The organism is Streptococcus mitis SK1080 (genome assembly GCF_000220085.1).
GTDB lineage: Bacteria > Bacillota > Bacilli > Lactobacillales > Streptococcaceae > Streptococcus > Streptococcus mitis_K.
In genome coordinates this window covers 1-18,786 of sequence record NZ_AFQV01000009.1, presented here as the reverse complement: position 1 = coordinate 18,786, position 18,786 = coordinate 1, and the positions used below count along the sequence as shown (strand labels likewise).

The following is an 18,786-nucleotide window of genomic DNA, read 5'->3' as shown; positions in this document are numbered from 1 at the left end:
ATCTAAATTCATATAACCAATCTATCCTAAATTAACTATTTATAATCGGCTCTCTGTAACAAAATTAAATTAATTAATCCCTCTATAAAATAAAGAGGTTTAGAATTTGATGTCTTCCAAACCTCTTTATTTCATATTTAATGAGATGTTGCCTTAACCGTGGTAATATCTAATAATCAATAAACAAACTATTTGAATAAGGATTCTCCATTTGATTCAATCACTCCTTTATACCAAGTAAAGGACATTTTCTTATATCGATTGAATGTGCCACTTCCATCATCGTTTCGATCAACATAAATGAGACCGTACCTTTTAGAAAGTTGTGCAGTGGACATAGAAACACAGTCAATACATCCCCAAGACGTATAGCCCATAATTTCAACACCATCCTGTAGAGCTTCAGCTACTTGCAATAAATGTTCTTTCATATACTGAATTCTATAATCATCTTGGACGGTTAAGTTATTAAATTCATCTTTTATTAGTTGATCTTTAGCACCTAATCCATTTTCTACTATAAATAATGGGATTTGATAACGGTCATAATATCTATTTAAAATTATACGTAGTCCAATTGGATCAATTTGCCATCCCCACTCAGAAGACTCTAAATAAGGATTTACTAAACCACCAATAATATTTCCTTCTCCTGGATTATACTGTGTTGGAAGAGCAGATTGAGTCACACTCATGTAATAGCTAAACGATAAAAAATCTACAGTATAATTTTTTAATAACTCTGCATCTTCAGCTGCAAACTCTATGTTAATGTCATTTTCCTTAAAATATCTTTTTGCATAATTCGGATAATAACCTCTAACATGCACATCTGAAAATAGATAATTTAGATTCTCATACTCATGAGTTGCCCATACATCTTTTGGATTTGGAGTCATTGGATAAGCTGGCATAGCTAATACCATACACCCCACCTTAAACTCTGAATTAATCTCACGAGCAATTTTTGTAACCAAACTCGAGGCGACTAATTCATGATGTATAGCTTGATATAATTCTTGTTTCGAAAGATTCTCCTTAGGTATATCTATCCCTCCACTAGTAAACGGTAATTCCAAAACAGAGTTTACTTCGTTAAATGTAAGCCAATATTTAACTTTATCTTTATACCTTTCTAAAACTGTTCGAGCAAATTTTTCATAAAAATGAATCATTCTCCTATCAACCCATCCATGATATTTTCTTGCTAAATATAATGGAGTCTCATAGTGTGAAAGAGTTACAAGTGGTTCTATCCCGTGAGCATGTAGCTCATCAAACAATTCATCATAATATTTCAAACCAGCTTCGTTAGGTTCTTCCTCATCTCCTTTTGGAAAAATTCTACTCCATGCAATAGAAGTACGAAAAACATTAAAGCCCATTTCAGAAAACAAGGATATATCTTCCTTATATTTATGATAAAAATCAATACCTAACAATTTTAAGTTATCTTCTGTAGGATTTTCTGTTGGTTCTCCTAATCCACCTTTGGGTAACACATCCTGAACTGATAATCCCTTACCATCTTCATTATATGCTCCCTCTACTTGATTAGCTGCAACAGCTCCACCCCAAAGAAAATCATCTGGAAAAATGGCCATAACTTTCCTCCATTATAATATTACCAGTAATTCCTTAGAATGCTCGATTGTCTGATTATTAGGTAATACTAATACATCTAGAAAATCGTTGGTATTCGTTACAATTACTGGTGTAACTGTTTCGTAGCCTTTACTCTTGATTAAATTTAAGTCCATTTCAAAAATCAACTGATTTTTGAAAACTCTGTCTCCTTCTTCTACATGACTAATAAAACCTTGACCTTTTAGCTCAACAGTATCTAATCCAATATGAATTAGTAACTCAACACCCTCATCACTCTTCAATCCAATTGCGTGCTTAGTCGGAAAAATATTTGTAATTTTCCCATCAAATGGTGCATAAACCTTACCTTCACTTGGGATAATCGCTACTCCGTCTCCAATTAGTTTATCTGAAAAGGTTTTATCCTGGACATCGCTTAACGGAATGATTTCTCCTGATATAGGAGAAAATATCATTTTTTTATTTGAAACTCCAGCTTCAACTTCTAAATTACTAGAACTCTCTTCTTCATCGATTCCAAATATATAAGCTAATACAAAGGTAATAACAACCGAAATGACCGCCACAATTAAAGCATTTACAATATTTGATGGTGCATCAGAATAAATAAATTGAGGCAACGCTATCAAAGATGGGACAGCAAATAGATACGCTTTAACACTAGTAAGACCTGCAAATAATCCCGCTAATCCACCACCAATCATAGCTGCATAAAGCGGTTTTTTATATTTTAAAGTCACACCATATAATGCAGGTTCGGTAATTCCTGCAAGTAAGGCTGAGAAACCTGCTGCAAAAGCAATTTGTTTTGTATTATTATTTTTACTCTTTAATGCAACAGCCATCGAAGCAGCCCCTTGAGCTAAGTTTGACCCTAACATTGCTGGAAGAATTAATACGTCTGGAGTAGCAATAGATGCCGCCAAAAAAATAGGTGCAAAAGCCCAATGCATTCCAGTCATAACAATAAATGGCATAATAGCACCAAGAATAGCTAATGTAAGCCATCCAGCTACACCATACATGTGCCCAACTAGATTTGATAATCCTTCACCAACAATTACTCCAATAGGTCCAACTACAACTAAGGCAATAAAGCTTGATACTAATAATACTAGCGTAGGTTGCAAAAAACTCTTAGTAACAGCTGGTGTTAATTTAGCAATCATTTTTTCAATATATTTCATCAACCAAACCATAATAAGAATTGGAATGACAGATGAACCATAACTTGCTGGTGTCACAGGTGCACCAAATAAACTAAGAGGATTCCCTGATTGCACCATTTGAACAAAATTTGGATGGAGAAGTACACCTGCTACAGACATAGCTAATGTAGATGTTACTTTTAATTTTTGTGATGCAGAATAAGCTAATAACAGCGGTAAGAAATAATATGGAGCATCCCCAAAAAATGTTAAAAAAGCAATAGTCTGAGAATCTGATTGCAATATACCAAGCATTGGTAAAATGATTACCAAGACTTTCAACATACCTCCCCCTAACATTGCTGGAATGATTGGAGTCATGGAACCAGCGATATACTCAATGATTCTTTCTAAAATATTCCCTTTGTGCCCTTGATCAACTGAATCTGTTTCAAAATTGCCAAGTTTAATGAATTCTTTATAATAATTGGCTACATCATTACCAAGTATAATTTGATATTGCCCATTCTTTTTCATAATACCTATTACACCTGGTATCTTCTTCACATCATCATCATTGACTAAATTTTCATCTTTTAATTCTAATCTTAAACGTGTTACACAATGGGTAACTCTATTGACATTTTTTTCGCCTCCAATTACATCGAGGATTTTTTGTACCGTATCTTTATAACTCATGGTATTCTCCTATTCTATTAATCTAAATTTTTTGTTAAGCGACGAATATGAGCCATCAAATAAACTAATTCACTAGAAGTCAGCAAATAATTGTACTCAGTTTGTATAAACATTGCCACCTGTTCACCACATTCATATTCTCTAGGATATTTATTTTTCATTAATGCTAACAAGTCTTCATCATCATCGTCACAATAAGTTGTATTTTCAACCAAGCGATGGGCAAATAATTTTATATGAGTTATGAATCTATAATAATCAATAGAATCTTGGTTAAACTCAGTACAATAGAAATCTTGAATGATTTTCTCAATTCCCATAATTATTTCAGTGATTTTATACGACTCTTGAAAATTATTTTCTAAATTAGCATTAACAAAATGAAGCGCTATAAATGCAGCTTCGTCAATTGGAAGTTCAATACCTAACTCTTTTTTATTATTTGTAAAGCCCTTTTCCCAAGCTCAAATTCTTCTTTATAATATTTCGAGATTTCCCAACGTAAGGGATTCGAAATAATAACTCCTTCTTTATAACGTTCTATACTCGAAGAAATATGATCCGTTAGATTTATATAGATAATCTCATCAAAATTATTACCCAATGTTATTTTACCTAGATTAATTATTTTTTCGGTGATGTACACCAATTCCAAAGGAACGTTAATAAACATCTCTGTAAAACGGGTCATATTATCTCTATTTTTGAGAAAAAAACTTTTCTCAATATCAATTGGATTTACTTTATCTCCAATTTTTCTTCCAAAAGCTATTCCCCTTCCAAAAAGAAGAATATCGATATCTTTTTTACTTCGCGCAATTACGGCATTGTGGTTTAGTATTCGTTTTATGATCATAAAATTTCCCTTTTAAAATAAAAGGAACCTACTTAAAAAACATCAAGAAACTTCTTCCGATGTGATTAAATAGGTTCCTGCTCACTTGTATTAGTGATAACATCCTTTTATTTCAATTTTTAATGGTGACATGAAGCTTAAATAATTAATAACCCTGTAACCGTTTTTATTTTATGATATTTCAATCTATTTGTCAAGTACTTGTAGAAATTTTTTATCTTTTTCATCACTTCTGCTTGCCTTTAAATCTCCATTGGAAGCGAAGCTTGTCATAGAAAGGAAACTCGATAAACAAGACTCCCAAGCCTACACAGAGACTAGCAAGAACATCTGATGGATAGTGAACTCCCAGATAGACCCTTGATACCAGCACACTGACTAGGTAGAGGCCTAGCACGATTTGTACAATTTTTCTCCAGACCGGATTTTTCATCCGCTGACTAAGAATAACAATCAAAGTCCCTACCATCAGCGTCACAGCCAGAGAATGGCCGCTTGGAAAGGAAAATCCCTTCTCCTCAACCAAGTGTAAAATAGCTGGTCGTGGGCGCTGGTAGATCTTTTTAAAGGTCACGATTAAAAGAGCTGCCAAAGCCAGATTTCCCAGCATGAAGAAACTTTCTATCTTCCACCGCTTACGATAAAAGACAAAAGCTGTAATGACAACCCAAGTGATAATCACTGGGATATCAATCAAGCGTGTGATGGCTCTGAAAAGAATAGTCAAGTAATCTGGCAAGTCTCCTCGAACGGCAGTCTGTATCGGTTGGTCAAAACCGACAAGCGTTTCAGGGTAAAATTTGACCATATAGCCAAGAATAACGAAAAGTAAAAGGGCAAAACTGCCCTTCATTAAAAATGTTTGTTTATCTCTCATAATGTTTTAAGGTTGGTTTCAAAAGGACGTACAACAACCAGAATGAAACGGAAAAGATTACACCCTCAATCAAGTTAAAAGGTAATACCATGGTCATTAGGTAGTTGGAAAGTCCCAAAATTTTTCCAATATCAAAGTTAGCAAACTTAGCGTACAAAGGAACAGCATAAACATAGTTGAGAACCAACATAGCCACGGTTAAACCAATAGTCCCAGCTAGAGAGCCTAGTAGGAAACGAAGGGTTGTCCGTTCCTTTTTCCAAATCAAAGCAAATACGATGACAAAAACTCCTAAAGCTACGATATTCATCGGCAAGCCAATATAAGTATTCACTCCCTGACTGTTAAGAAGCAGTTTCAAGAGTGAGCGAAGCAAGAGAACTCCTAGAGCAGCAGGCAAATCCATGACCACCAAGCCCACAAGGACTGGCAAGATACTAAATTCGATCTTGAGGAAGGACGCCGCTGGTAAAAGCGGAAAGTCAAAGTACATCAGCACAAATGAGATGGCTGATAAAATCGCAATGGTCGAAAGTCGACGTGTGTTTGTCATAACAGGTTCCTCCAATTTTCTATAAAATCAGAAGAAGTTAGAAAGGATTCCTCTATCTATTCTCACTTTTTATATCCCAAAAGTTCCCTCTCACTCTATTAAAACAAAGCAAGCGGTTACAATTTGGCTATAAATCTATCAGAACAGACAAAGCTATTCTTTCGTCTTCTCCCATCCAGACTATACTGTCGGTTGTGGAATCTCACCACATCAGCTTGCGCTCGCGGACTTATTTGGCTAAGATATTTTAGATTTATCTAGGCGTCGCAGTCGAAGATAATACTTAAAGTATATCGAGACAAGACAACGACGAGAAAGCTAAAATAGCTAGTCAAATTTACCGCCGGTCGGGAATCACACCCTGCCCTGAAGACTCTTTTATCATAACAAAAAACGCTTGCAAGCGCAAGCATTTTGTTCATTTTCATTTTCATTTTTTATTTCAATTTATCTGCTTCATAGGTATGAACAAGCTCAAGACCTGCAAAGTTCTGCTGGCGAAGAGCCTCATAGACAATCATGCAGACGGTATTAGACACATTAAGACTGCGGACATGTTCATCATTCATAGGAATACGGAGAGCTTTCTCAGGATGTTCTCTCATAAAGTCCTCAGGCAAGCCCTTGTCTTCACGTCCAAAGAGAAAATAATGGTCGTCGTCAGTCGATAAATCCACCTCAGAATAGACTTTTTCCGCGAATTTCGAAATCAGATAGAGTTTTCCCTTCATCTGAGACATGAAATCCTCCAAACTCTCGTAAAAATAAATCTCTAGCTTATCCCAATAATCCAATCCAGCTCGCTTCATCTTGCGGTCGTCAATAGGAAAGCCCATTGGCTTGATGATGTGGAGGGGAGAATTGGTTGCAGCGCAAGTACGCGCGATATTGCCTGTATTTTGTGGAATTTGTGGTTCAAATAATACAATGTGATTTGTCATGACTTGCTTCCTTTCACCATTGCAAAAAAATAGCCACACTGCCCGGAGTCAAGCTCAGCAAACAGCGTGGTTAAGGCATCGTTAACTTACCTCACAACAGGTTTGAAGTAAATCAGCGAAACTACTTTCTTAGTATAACACTTTCAGAATCATTGTCAATAGAAACGACTTGATTTTTTCAATTTTTTCAAGCTATTTCCAAGGGTTGTAAAATCGTCCGTGATTCTGCAAGATAAGTAGTAAACTAGCTACTAAAAACAAGATTGCCAAGAACAAGGTAAGATAGTCTCCTTTTTTCAAAGCCTGATAACTATACCAAGTGCGTTTTTTCTCTTTCCCAAAGCGTCGAAGCTCCATGGCGGTCGCGATGGTATCAATCCGTTCTAGCGAGCTAAAAATCAAGGGAGTAATAATGCGCAGATTACCTTTGATTCGTTGCATGAGAGAAGCTTTCTTGGATAATTCCAGCCCACGCGCCTCCTGAGACATCTTGATAGTAAAGAATTCTTCCTGCAAATCTGGAATATAGCGCAAGGTCAGACTGACTGAATAGGCAATCTTGTAAGGCACACCAATTTGATTTAAACTGGAAGCAAACTGACTAGGGTGGGTTGTCATCAAAAAGATAATAGCCAGAGGAATAGTGCAAAGGTACTTAATGGCCAAATTTAGCAGATAAAAGAGCTCTTGGCTGGTCAGAGTGTAGGCACCGATTCCCTGCCAAATCACACTTCTCTCTCCGTAAAGTCCAACCCCATACTCGGGAGAAAAGAGATAGACCATCAAGACGTTTAAAACGGCAAATACCGTCGCAAAAACGGCCACAAAGGAAACATCTTTAAAGCGGATTTCTGACAAATAGAGGAGAAAGACCGAAAAGATGGCAATCAGAACAAGCAGTCTAGTATCATAGCTAATCATGGCAGCCAATGACATGAGAATGAAAAAGAGGAGTTTCCCAGCACCTGACAAGCGATGAATCACAGTATCTCTATGCTGGTAACCGATTAATTTAGCTTGCATTCTTCTCTCCTTTCTTTGTAAAATGCCGTTAAAGCAAGTGGATCCACGTCGAGTTTCTTAGCCAAGTTGAAGATAGAAGTTTCTTTTAGATTGGCTTTTACTAACAGCTCAGGATTGCTCAACAGACTAGCTGGATCGGTATCGGCAATCAGTTCCCCATCCACCATGACAAGAGCTCGGTCTGAATAATCCAGCATCAATTGCATATCATGGGTAATCATGACAATGGTATGCCCTTTTTGATGCAACTCTTCGAGAAATTCCATAATCTCAGTATAGTTCTTCTGGTCTTGGCCTGCAGTTGGTTCATCTAAGAGGATAATTTCAGCCCCCAAGACCAAAATTGAAGCAATGGTGACACGTTTTTTCTGACCAAATGACAGGGCAGAAATAGGCCAATTACGGAATTCATAGAGACCACAGATTTTCAAAGTTTCATAGACTCTCGTTTCAATTTCCTGCTCGTCCACACCTCGCAAACGAAGTCCCAGAGCCACCTCATCAAAAATCATATTTGTTGAAATCATTTGATTAGGATTTTGCAGCACATAGCCTACTCGTTCCGCCCGTTCTGCAACAGAATCTCCTTTTATATCCTGCCCTTCCCAAAGATAGCGACCTTCCGTCTGGATAAAGCTACTTATGGCCTTGGCTAGAGTTGACTTCCCTGCTCCATTTTTCCCGACAATGGCAATCTTTTCACCCTTTTTAATATCTAAATGTAGGGATTTTAAAATCGGTCTATCATCATAAGAAAAAGATACTTCCTCTAGTCTAAAGAGTGACTGCAATTCTTGGGTTTCTTTTGCCAGTTCATTCTGTAGCTGAACCTGACCTTTTGAGATAGACAAGTTGTCCAAATTTGCTAATTGTTCTTCTTTAGCTAAATCCACACCCAATTGACGGAGAGTGGTTAGATAAAGGGGTTCTCGGATTCCATTTTGTGTCAATAAATCAGTCGAAAGTAGCTGGTCAGGGCTCCCATTAAAGAGGATACGACCATCGTTTATCAAGACAATCCGATCCACAGGACGATGCAGAACATCCTCTAAACGGTGCTCGATAATAAGAGTCGTCGTCCCCTCCTCCTTATGAATCTGATCAATCAATTCGATAATATCCTGACCTGACTTGGGATCTAGATTGGCGAGTGGCTCATCAAACAAAAGAATCGGACCCTCATCAATCAAGACACCAGCTAGACTAACTCGCTGCTTTTGTCCACCAGACAAATCCTGAGGACGCTGAGACAGTAAAGAAAGAAGGACCAGCTTTTCAGCCCATTTATGAACACGACTTTTCATATCATCTAGAGCTGTCATATCATTTTCCAGAGCAAAAGCCAAATCTTCTGCCACAGACAGACCGATAAACTGCCCATCAGTATCCTGCAAAACCGTGCTGACCAGATGAGATTTATCGTAGATGCTCATATCAAAGGCCGCTTGCCCCTTGATCAAAAATTCTCCAGACATCTGACCCTTGTAAATATTGGGAATAATTCCATTCAAACACTGACCCAAGGTAGATTTACCTGACCCAGATGGCCCAACAATTAAGACTTTCTCTCCCTTATAAATAGTCAAATCCACCCCTTGCAAGGTCGGTTCTTGTTGTGTTTCATACCGGAAAGAGAAATCCTTCCACTCAATTATAGCTTCTTTCATCTTACTCTCTTCATTCGCTTCTTAGACTTCTATTTTATCATAAATCTACCCCTTCTTGCAGTCTCTTCTCTTAAAATCTTAGCGCCAACAAGATTCCTAGCCTAAATTGCTTACCCGACTAGCCTATAAACAGCAAAAAGACTGGTTTCCCAGCCTTTTCCCTTATATTAATCCTTTTTCAAACTTCCTGCACGAGTTTGAGTTCCTGCATAGGCAAGCAAGAGAAGAGTTCCTGCAATAGCTACAGATACACCATTAGCAATTCCCGCAACAATTCCTTGGGCAAATACTTTTTCTGCAGCTTCTTGATAAATCACAACATCTCCAAGTGGTGCCAAGACACCCCAAACAAGGGCATTTGCAAGTAGTTGAATGAGATTAAAAATAAGAATATCTTTCCAGTCAAAGACACCATTGATCACGCGAACGTACTTTCTAAATAGCCCCACAGCTAGACCAAAGAGCCCACTAGCGATAATCCAAGTCCACCACAGACCGTAACCAGCAAGAGAGTCCTTGATTGCATGACCAATCAACCCGACAAGCAAACCGATAATCGGTCCAAAAATAATAGAAAGTAGCGCTTGTACCGCATACTGAAGCTGGATGCTTGTATTTGGAACAGGGGTCGGAATGTTGATCATCCCGATGACGACAAAGAGGGCAGCGCCAATTCCGACAGCAACAACTTGTTTAATTGTAAATTTGATTTCCATACTATTTATTCTCCTATTTTATCCTTCTATTTTCTTTATTTCAATGGTCCAAGATGAACCGACGCCCACATTATAAGCTTTGGCAAAGGAACCTTGGTTGATAGCCAGACCTAAACGATAGAGAGAGTTGATGTAAAGGATTGGTTGCCCAATTCTCACATCTGCAAATGATTTGCCATAAACAACCTGATTTTGATAGACCAGCATATCAGCGTGATAGAGGTCCATAGCGAGCCGAAACGCACATCCAGAATATCAATGGCTCCCTTCACCAGATGATCTTCAATGATTGTCTCTACGACTGGAAGCTCTACAATATGGTCTACACTGAGCTCTGGCCCCACTTCCTCAAAAGTAATGTGACCGCTGGCTAGTTTAGCACCAGTATAGGCATAGACATCACGACCGTGGAAGGTATAAGAATGCTCTGTATTTTGACGTCTATTGGCTACCTCAGAAATTTCACGAATAGCTACAATGCCAACGTGTTTCTTGATAAAAGAAAGCGTCCCATTATCTGGCGTGACAATGTATTGATTTTTTGCAGTCTTGGCAACCACGCTCTTACGTTTTGAGCCGACACCCGGATCGACAACCGATACAAAAGTCGTTCCCTCAGGCCAGTAATCCACCGTCTGAAAGAGACGGTAACTCCCCTCAAAAATATTATAAGGCGTGATATCGTGCGTCAAGTGATGGATTTTTAAGGTTGGAGACTCTTCTAAAGCCACTCCAATCATAGCCGATACCGCACCATCAACCAGACCAAAGTCTGATTGTAATACCAGTAAATTATTATTCATTTTGTCTCCTTATATACCCTTTATCATACCATATTTCAGAGGAAGTCGCCAATAGCTATTTCAATTGGTTGGGGTATAGTTTTACCTTATAACAAAATTCCATTAAAAGCTCTTGTTACTAGCTAGTAGGTGCATTTTTTCTTGAAAAAGGGTATGATAGTTACATCATGAAAAAGTAGGTTTTAATATGAAAATTATCCTTGTCGGAGGGGGAAAAGTTGGTTTTGCCCTCTGTCGCTCCTTGGTTGCAGAAAAGCATGATGTTTTACTGATTGAGCAAAACGAAGCTGTTCTCAATCATATTGTTAATCGCTTTGATATCATTGGTATCCTTGGTAACGGGGCCGATTTTGCCATTCTTGAGCAAGCCAGCGTCCAAGATTGTGATATCTTTATCGCCCTGACTGAATACGATGAAGTGAACATGATTGCAGCCGTTCTAGCCAAGAAAATGGGAGCTAAAGAAACTATCGTTCGGGTGCGGAACCCTGAATATTCTAACACTTATTTCAAGGAAAAGAATATTCTCGGTTTTTCTCTTATCGTTAATCCTGAGCTCTTGGCTGCCCGCGCTATCGCGAATATCATTGACTTCCCCAACGCCCTGTCTGTCGAACGTTTCTTTGGTGGACGGGTCAGCCTCATGGAATTCACTGTTAAATCTTCCAGTGGTCTTTGCCAAATGCCCATTTCTGATTTTCGGAAAAAATTTGGCAATGTCATTGTCTGTGCGATAGAGAGGGATCATCAAATTATCATTCCAAGCGGTGACATGACTGTACAGGATAAAGATAGAATCTTTGTCACTGGTAACCGTGTCGATATGATGCTCTTCCATAATTATTTTAAATCTCGTGCCGTGAAGAGTCTCCTTATTGTTGGAGCTGGTAGAATTGCCTATTATCTACTAGGTATCCTCAAAGACAGTCGTATCGATACCAAGGTTATTGAAATCAATCCCGAAATCGCTAGTTTCTTTAGCGAGAAATTTCCAAATCTTCATATCGTCCAAGGAGATGGTACTGCAAAAGATATCCTGCTAGAAGAAAGTGCTCAACACTATGATGCCGTTGCGACTCTAACAGGAGTCGATGAGGAAAATCTGATTACCTCTATGTTCCTTGACAGGGTAGGTGTACAAAAAAATATCACCAAGGTCAATCGTACCAGTCTCCTCGAGATTATCAATGCGCCTGATTTTTCAAGTATCATCACACCTAAAAGCATCGCTGTAGATACAATCATGCACTTTATTCGTGGTCGTGTTAATGCCCAGTATTCAGACCTTCAAGCCATGCACCATCTAGCCAATGGCCAAATCGAAACCCTGCAATTCCATATCAAGGAAGCTAATAAAATGACTGCCAAACCTCTTTCTCAACTAAAACTGAAAAAAGGGGTTCTTATTGCGGCCATCATTCGAAAGGGCAAGACTATTTTCCCAACTGGGGAGGATATGTTGGAAGTTGGAGACAAGCTCCTAGTAACAACCTTGTTGCCAAACATCACCAAGATTTATGACTTGATCGCGAGGTAAGAAATGAATAAAAGTATGATTCGTTACCTCCTTTCAAAGTTACTTTTGATTGAAGCTGTTCTCCTCTTGGTTCCTGTGGCTGTTGCTATCTATTACCGTGAATCGAGCCAAGTCTTTACAGCCCTCTTTTCGACCATAGGGATTCTCGTATTGCTAGGCGGTTCAGGGAGCTTACAGAAGCCAAAAAATCAACGGATTTATGCCAAGGAGGGAATCTTGATTGTTGCCCTCTGTTGGATTCTTTGGTCTTTCTTTGGCGGTCTCCCCTTTGTCTTCGCTGGGCAAATTCCCAGCGTTATCGATGCCTTTTTTGAAATCAGTTCTGGCTTTACAACTACTGGAGCAAGTATTTTGAACGACGTTTCGGTTCTCAGCCGTTCCCTCCTCTTCTGGCGAAGTTTTACCCACTTGATTGGAGGAATGGGAGTGCTTGTTTTTGCACTTGCTATTATGGATAATGCCAAGAATAGCCACCTAGAAGTGATGAAGGCTGAGGTTCCTGGCCCTGTTTTCGGTAAGGTTGTATCCAAACTCAAAAATACTGCCCAGATTCTCTATCTCCTTTATCTAGCTCTCTTCTCCCTCTTTGTCATCATCTATTATCTAGCTGGCATGCCCCTATTTGATAGTTTTGTCATTGCTATGGGTACTGCGGGTACAGGAGGATTTACCGTCTATAACGACGGAATTGCCCACTATGGTAACTCACTGATTACCTATCTGGTTAGTATCGGAGTTTTGGTTTTTGGGGTGAATTTCAATCTCTACTACTACCTCATGCTCCGTCGTGTCAAAGCCTTCTTTGGTGACGAAGAACTTCGTGCTTACTTGGTCATCGTGCTGGTTTCTACAGGCTTGATTAGCCTTAATACCCTCTATCTCTACCCAGGATTTTCCAAGAGCTTTGAAATGGCCTTCTTCCAGGTTTCCAATATCATTACGACGACTGGTTTTGGATACGGAGATATTACCAACTGGCCCCTCTTCTCCCAGTTTATCCTCCTCTTTCTCATGGCAATCGGTGGCTCTGCTGGATCAACCGCAGGTGGACTCAAGGTTATTAGAGGCCTCATCCTTTCAAAAATTGCCAAAAACCAGATTTTGTCAATTCTATCTCCCCACCGTGTTTTGACTCTCCATGTGAATAAAACGGTGATTGACAAAGATACCCAGCATAAGATTCTCAAGTACTTTGTCATCTATTCTATGATTTTGCTAGCGCTTATCTTTATTGTCAGCCTAGATAGCAATGATTTCCTAGTCGTTACCAGTGCTGTCTTTAGCTGTTTCAATAATATCGGGCCTATTCTAGGAACCACATCTAGTTTCGCAATCTTTAGTCCTATCTCAAAAATTCTCCTCTCCTTTGCAATGATTGCAGGCCGCTTGGAGATTTACCCAATCCTACTTCTCTTTATGAAGAGAACTTGGTCTAAGAGATAAAATACAAAATCCCTCTTTTTACAATTGTGAAAGAGGGATTTTTATATTAAAAAAGGGGGAACGATTTTAAATCCCATCTTTTCTTTACGCATAGTCCTTACTTAAAGAAAAGATGGAAAAACTAACTACATAACTTGGTAATGCTCCAATACAAATTGTAAGGCTTTACTTGGATTCTTTGTTAAATGAATATATTCCATTCCTCTGGTAGCAACTATCTGAATACCTAATCTTTCTGCATCCACCTTCATCTCTCTATAATAACTCCGAACTTGTGGAGCCAGAATGATCAAATCATAAACACCCATAATATCATAATGAGCTCCGTACGCTCCTGAATTCGCAATCACTCTAACTTCTGCTAATTGAGCGCCCTCGTTAATTGCATTGGCTAATTGCGCACTTGTTCCAGACCCTGCACAAAGAACCAGTACTTTCAACTCCTTACTTTTTATTTCATCTAACTCACCAGGCATTATTTCACTTGTATCCTCCTCTAAAATAATATCATTTGAGCTTGCAACATCTTCTTTCATCAGTAACTGTCTATCATACGCTCTACAGAATGGCAAATAAATCAATATGTCGACAACTAAAATTAAAGATAAAAATACAAAGGAGATAGGTTGAAAATTCGTTCCAATTAACAATCCTAATGGTCCAGGAAAGGCCCAAGGTAACTGGATATAAAATCCGTTCATTCCAAAGAAATCAATAAAGACCTTTCCTAGAAATACATTCACTGGTGGAGTCATCAAAAAAGGGACAAAAAGATAGGGATTCAAAATAACAGGCATACCAAATAGAAGAGGTTCATTTACCGCAAATAAAACAGGAGTAATTGTAGCTTTACCTACCGATTTTAATTGTTTAGACCGCATAAAGAAAATCAAAATAAATGGTACAACAAAGGTAGCCCCCGTTCCTCCAATAGCAGCGATATAATTCCCGAAATTAGGTGTTAAAGAATGATAAGGGAACTGCCCATTTGCAAGGAGTTGAGCATTCTCTTCCATATTGCTTAGTTGTAAAGCTGTAACAGCAGGTAAGACAATAGATGGTCCATGAATTCCAACAAACCAAAGCAAAGCACACATAAACCAAATCAACATCATAGCAGGATATGATTCTGCACCCTTAAAAATAGGAGTCAATAGTTGTTGAAATACTTGGGCAAAAGGAACATCTAAACTAAACCGAGATACAATATCTAACAAACCACTAATAAGTAAAACAAAAGAAAAAGGAAAAATATCTCTAAAAGCTTGTGATATAGCCCCAGGAACTTCCTTAGGTAAATGAATAGTAATGTCTCGCTTAATACAGAATCGGTAAACATTTACAGTAATAAAGGCACTGACAAACGAAGTTATCAATCCTTGAGATCCTAAATAGTTTGTCGACAAACTTGTAGATCCCGTCTTCTCATCAACTACAAGCGTTACAGTTAATACCAGATAACTACATATGGCTGCCAACATTACAGAAGTATCATTTATTACCTTTCCAGGAGGCATTTTTCTATTAACATTTCCAGCCAATGACTTTGCAACTGTCCCTGAAACAATAACACCCAAAACTCCCATGGTTAGCATATACACTTTCCTCATCCAGACAATAGCTGGACTCGGTAACTCTACTCCGAAATTTTTAGGAATCATAATAATAATCATCAAAAAGCTTGAAAACATAATTAAAGGCATAGTAGCAATGAATCCATCTTTAATAGCCATCATATAATTATTAGTAGAAATTTTTTCAAATTTCCCTTGTTGCTTTTCAATGGCAGCGACTAGCTTATCCATAAAACTCCTCCTATAAAAAATTCAACCTCATATTTAAAACATATTAAACATCATTCAAATCGCTAACCTTAATTCCGTTTTAGCCCTTTTACCCAAAGAGCACTTTTCTTAATATATCTCTTCTGTGTTTCATAATCAACAAAGAAAAGACCATATCGCTTATTGTAGCCATTCGCCCAAGAAAATTGATCTTGCAAAGACCATATAAAATAGCCTTGAATATTGACTCCCCTATCTCGAGCCTCTAAAACTTTGTGTAAATGTTGCTCAATATAACGGATTCTTTTACTGTCATCAATAATATCATTCTCGCCCTCTGGCTTAACCTCTTTAAGGGCTGTACCATTTTCAGTTAAATAAATGACCGGATGTTGAGAATATTCTTCTTTGATACGAAGCAACATATCAAATAACCCTTGAGGATAAATATTCCAATCCCAATCTGTTGTCGGAATACCAGGCTTTTTTACAAATTCACCTAGAGCATTTAATTTAAAAGAAGACTGTCCTTTTATTCCTGTTGAATTAAATTCTTGTCTATTTTCACCTTTGTATTCACGAATAAATTCTGAACGATAATAATTCATCCCAAACATCGTATTAAGAGGTGCAGCTCTTTTCATAATTTCTAAGTCACCATCTTCTATAATAAAGCTAGAATTATTAGCTTCCAATATTTGATTCAAGTGAAAAAGCGTGTCATCACTGTAGTAGCCCAAAAAAGTTCCATCTAATAGAAATTTATTATTATAAACATCATACCGTTTAGCTGCCAAAATATTTTCTTTTTGCCCATCAATAGGATAGCCTGGTTTTAAAGCATGAATACAACCTACCTTTCCCTCAATCCCTAATTGATGAAATTCGAGGACTGCAAGAGCATGCGCCAACAACATGTTATGATTCGCTTGAATTGCTTCAGATAATTGAAAATGGTGATTTGGAGGAAACTGACCTCCTATATATTGACCTGCAGCAAGAGACATCAGTTCATTGATTGTAAACCAATGCTTGACTTCTGTAAATTCTTGGAAACAAAAGCAAGCATATCGTATGAAACGATCAATATTCTCTCTATTCAACCAATCCCCTGTTTCTAACATTTTCTGAGGCGAATCAAAATGATGTAAAGAAACAAACGGAATCACATTATGTTTTAAGCAGGACTGAAAGACTCTATGGTAATACTGAACAGCCAATATATTAGGCTCCCCATCTATATCAGGAAATATACGAACCCAAGAAATAGATAAACGCAAAGCCTGCAAACCATGTTCTGCCGCCAAGGCTATATCTTCTTCGTAACGATAATAAAAATCACTAGCTGGATCTGGTAAGAACGGACTATTTTCTTGCAAATAAACATCCCACATATTTATTCCTTTGCCATCTACCCTAGTTGCACCCTCTACTTGATAAGCGGCGGTGGCTGCTCCTAATAAAAACTCTTTTGGTAGGGCATTAACCTGTAAATTTTCCATGACTAATCCTCATTGCAAACCAATATGTTCTTCAATCTTTCGAATTCGTTCATATTCATCAATAAAAAACTTTACCTGATCATACAATAGCATCGTTGTCATCAAGGTATCTTGACCATGAATCATGATAAAACTCACTTCAAAATTATCTCCAGATGCCTCCTCCGCTAATAAATTAGTCTGTTCTCGATGGGCAGACACTATTGAGTCGTTTGCAGACTCAACCAATTCTCTTGCCTGTTCAAAATATCCATCTCTCGCAAACGCCAAAGCATCCATCAAATCTGACCTTGCATCTCCTGCGTAAGCGACAATTGTAAAACCAAGCATATTTATTTCTTCTTTTGATTTCATCTTTCTTCCTCCTCAATCTTGATCCATCTTTTACACATCATTATTAAAATGACTTCGCTACGATACAAATAGAAAGTTGACCCTAAATATCTTAAAAATCCTTAAATTTCATAATATTTAGGATCAATCTTCTCTGAATACCTTGGTTCATTTTCTATACTTATAATTTATAAGTGGAAACCAGCGTAATTTTTTGCTACTTCAATTACACGATAAACATCCAAATTAGATTGGAATAGCAGTTCGTGCCCACGGATATAATTCAACACATTTTTCCACTCACCTTGAGCTTGCCTTGTTTTTCCAGTTGCTTGAAGATATAAAGCCTTCGCCATTTTAACAACATATTCACGATGATAACTGAGCTGTTTCCATTCATCCTTTTGACTATTTAATAACTTAGAAATATTTTCCTCAATAATTGGTAAAAAATTATCAGCTAGATTGTAAGCTATATAATAATGATTCGCTAAAACATCATTTTGACGACTGCCAATTGCATTAAAATAGTCACAAGAGGAATAAATGGATAATTTTTCTAAATATTCAACAACAGACTGCCAATTTTCCCCATACAAAGCAGAAAAGTATTCTTCAATCAATTCTTCATAACTTCTTTTCTTCTTCCAGAGCATTTGCCCCATGACATAATTAGGAAAATTATGAGGGAATCCTGCACGTAATTCTTGACACGAAATGTAACCGTTCAAATGTAGGTTGGAAAGATAAGATACATCTCTGTAAATAGTTTGACTAATTTTCATATAGCCTAAATCGCCATAATGAGCACGCCCTAAAGGATAGTCATATACGAAACTATCTCCTTTAAATGTTTTTTGCCACTCAAAAAGATAAGATAAATTTTCCTCAAGAGAATTCGGAAGTATAATTTTATTACGCATATAAGGTTTAGGCGTAGGTATGGAATTGTCAAAATCTACATCTGCATAACTCATTTCAAATGTTCTTGTAATCGGTGCAAACATCATGGTAAAGCGTTCAGGATTATCTAATTTTTCTTTCTGAGGTGCCCACAACAACTCATGGTAAAGCAGAAAACAAATCTTTGTATCTAATCCCTCACTCGTTAAAGCCCTATCCAATTGATTGAGAATACGAATATACTGATCCGAAACCAATTCTTGTCTACAGTTTTCGCATTCACAAATATTATTACGAGCATCCGACAACCATACATGTAAGTAGTTAACATCAGGTCTTTTCTTGGCATAATCCTTGATAATTTCTACCATCTTATCAGCTACATCTGGATTT

General features: G+C 37.6%; 14 protein-coding genes, 2 pseudogenes and 1 riboswitch. Of the genes and pseudogenes, 2 read left to right on the top strand and 14 right to left on the bottom strand.

Going from position 1 to position 18,786, the window contains the following annotated elements:
• Nucleotides 1-188: 188 nt before the first annotated feature.
• The 10 genes and pseudogenes from HMPREF9957_RS04800 to HMPREF9957_RS04755 form a co-directional block, all read right to left on the bottom strand.
• The gene (locus HMPREF9957_RS04800; protein WP_000974188.1) at nucleotides 189-1,604 is read right to left on the bottom strand and encodes a glycoside hydrolase family 1 protein; all 1,416 of its coding nucleotides are present in this window, start codon (nucleotides 1,602-1,604) and stop codon (nucleotides 189-191) included.
• Nucleotides 1,605-1,616: 12 nt separating this feature from the next.
• Nucleotides 1,617-3,455: a beta-glucoside-specific PTS transporter subunit IIABC gene (locus HMPREF9957_RS04795; RefSeq protein WP_000120572.1), complete on the bottom strand. Its 1,839-nt coding sequence runs from the start codon at nucleotides 3,453-3,455 to the stop codon at nucleotides 1,617-1,619.
• A gap of 17 nt (nucleotides 3,456-3,472) precedes the next feature.
• A pseudogene (licT, locus tag HMPREF9957_RS13460) lies at nucleotides 3,473-4,311 on the bottom strand (BglG family transcription antiterminator LicT).
• A 226-nt stretch (nucleotides 4,312-4,537) separates the two neighbouring features.
• Nucleotides 4,538-5,188, bottom strand: coding sequence for a phosphatase PAP2 family protein (locus HMPREF9957_RS04785; protein WP_033685717.1), 651 nt, complete (start codon nucleotides 5,186-5,188; stop codon nucleotides 4,538-4,540).
• A complete protein-coding gene (locus HMPREF9957_RS04780) occupies nucleotides 5,178-5,741 on the bottom strand; it encodes an ECF transporter S component (RefSeq protein WP_000185834.1) in 564 nt (187 codons plus the stop codon). The genes HMPREF9957_RS04785 and HMPREF9957_RS04780 overlap by 11 nt, the downstream gene beginning before the upstream one ends.
• Before the next feature lie 159 nt (nucleotides 5,742-5,900).
• Nucleotides 5,901-6,119, bottom strand: a riboswitch (FMN riboswitch).
• Between the two features lie 59 nt (nucleotides 6,120-6,178).
• A complete protein-coding gene (locus HMPREF9957_RS04775; protein ID WP_000181385.1) occupies nucleotides 6,179-6,682 on the bottom strand; it encodes a tRNA (cytidine(34)-2'-O)-methyltransferase in 504 nt (167 codons plus the stop codon).
• Nucleotides 6,683-6,874: 192 nt separating this feature from the next.
• Entirely contained in the window at nucleotides 6,875-7,705 is an 831-nt protein-coding gene (locus HMPREF9957_RS04770) for an energy-coupling factor transporter transmembrane component T family protein (RefSeq protein ID WP_001148082.1), read from the bottom strand.
• Complete coding sequence (locus HMPREF9957_RS04765; RefSeq protein WP_000656557.1) at nucleotides 7,690-9,372, bottom strand: ABC transporter ATP-binding protein; 1,683 nt, start codon at nucleotides 9,370-9,372, stop codon at nucleotides 7,690-7,692. The genes HMPREF9957_RS04770 and HMPREF9957_RS04765 overlap by 16 nt, the downstream gene beginning before the upstream one ends.
• A gap of 167 nt (nucleotides 9,373-9,539) precedes the next feature.
• On the bottom strand, nucleotides 9,540-10,088 hold the full coding sequence (locus tag HMPREF9957_RS04760; RefSeq protein WP_000403160.1) for an ECF-type riboflavin transporter substrate-binding protein: 549 nt from the start codon (nucleotides 10,086-10,088) through the stop codon (nucleotides 9,540-9,542).
• Nucleotides 10,089-10,106: 18 nt separating this feature from the next.
• Nucleotides 10,107-10,891: pseudogene (locus HMPREF9957_RS04755) on the bottom strand (SAM hydrolase/SAM-dependent halogenase family protein).
• 187 nt (nucleotides 10,892-11,078) lie between these two features.
• On the opposite strand from HMPREF9957_RS04755, the gene trkA reads away from it, so the two are divergent.
• On the top strand, nucleotides 11,079-12,428 hold the full coding sequence (gene trkA / locus HMPREF9957_RS04750) for a Trk system potassium transporter TrkA (protein ID WP_000691696.1): 1,350 nt from the start codon (nucleotides 11,079-11,081) through the stop codon (nucleotides 12,426-12,428).
• A 3-nt stretch (nucleotides 12,429-12,431) separates the two neighbouring features.
• Nucleotides 12,432-13,871: a TrkH family potassium uptake protein gene (locus HMPREF9957_RS04745; protein WP_004242118.1), complete on the top strand. Its 1,440-nt coding sequence runs from the start codon at nucleotides 12,432-12,434 to the stop codon at nucleotides 13,869-13,871.
• A 125-nt stretch (nucleotides 13,872-13,996) separates the two neighbouring features.
• On the opposite strand, the gene HMPREF9957_RS04740 is transcribed toward HMPREF9957_RS04745, so the two are convergent.
• The 4 genes from HMPREF9957_RS04740 to HMPREF9957_RS04725 form a co-directional block, all read right to left on the bottom strand.
• A complete protein-coding gene (locus HMPREF9957_RS04740; protein ID WP_000359755.1) occupies nucleotides 13,997-15,676 on the bottom strand; it encodes a PTS lactose transporter subunit IIBC in 1,680 nt (559 codons plus the stop codon).
• A 68-nt stretch (nucleotides 15,677-15,744) separates the two neighbouring features.
• Entirely contained in the window at nucleotides 15,745-17,157 is a 1,413-nt protein-coding gene (lacG, locus tag HMPREF9957_RS04735; RefSeq protein ID WP_000429434.1) for a 6-phospho-beta-galactosidase, read from the bottom strand.
• A 9-nt stretch (nucleotides 17,158-17,166) separates the two neighbouring features.
• The gene (locus HMPREF9957_RS04730; protein WP_000836780.1) at nucleotides 17,167-17,511 is read right to left on the bottom strand and encodes a PTS sugar transporter subunit IIA; all 345 of its coding nucleotides are present in this window, start codon (nucleotides 17,509-17,511) and stop codon (nucleotides 17,167-17,169) included.
• A gap of 167 nt (nucleotides 17,512-17,678) precedes the next feature.
• The coding region (locus tag HMPREF9957_RS04725; RefSeq protein WP_000294311.1) for a DUF4838 domain-containing protein at nucleotides 17,679-18,786 on the bottom strand (1,108 nt) is incomplete at its 5' end.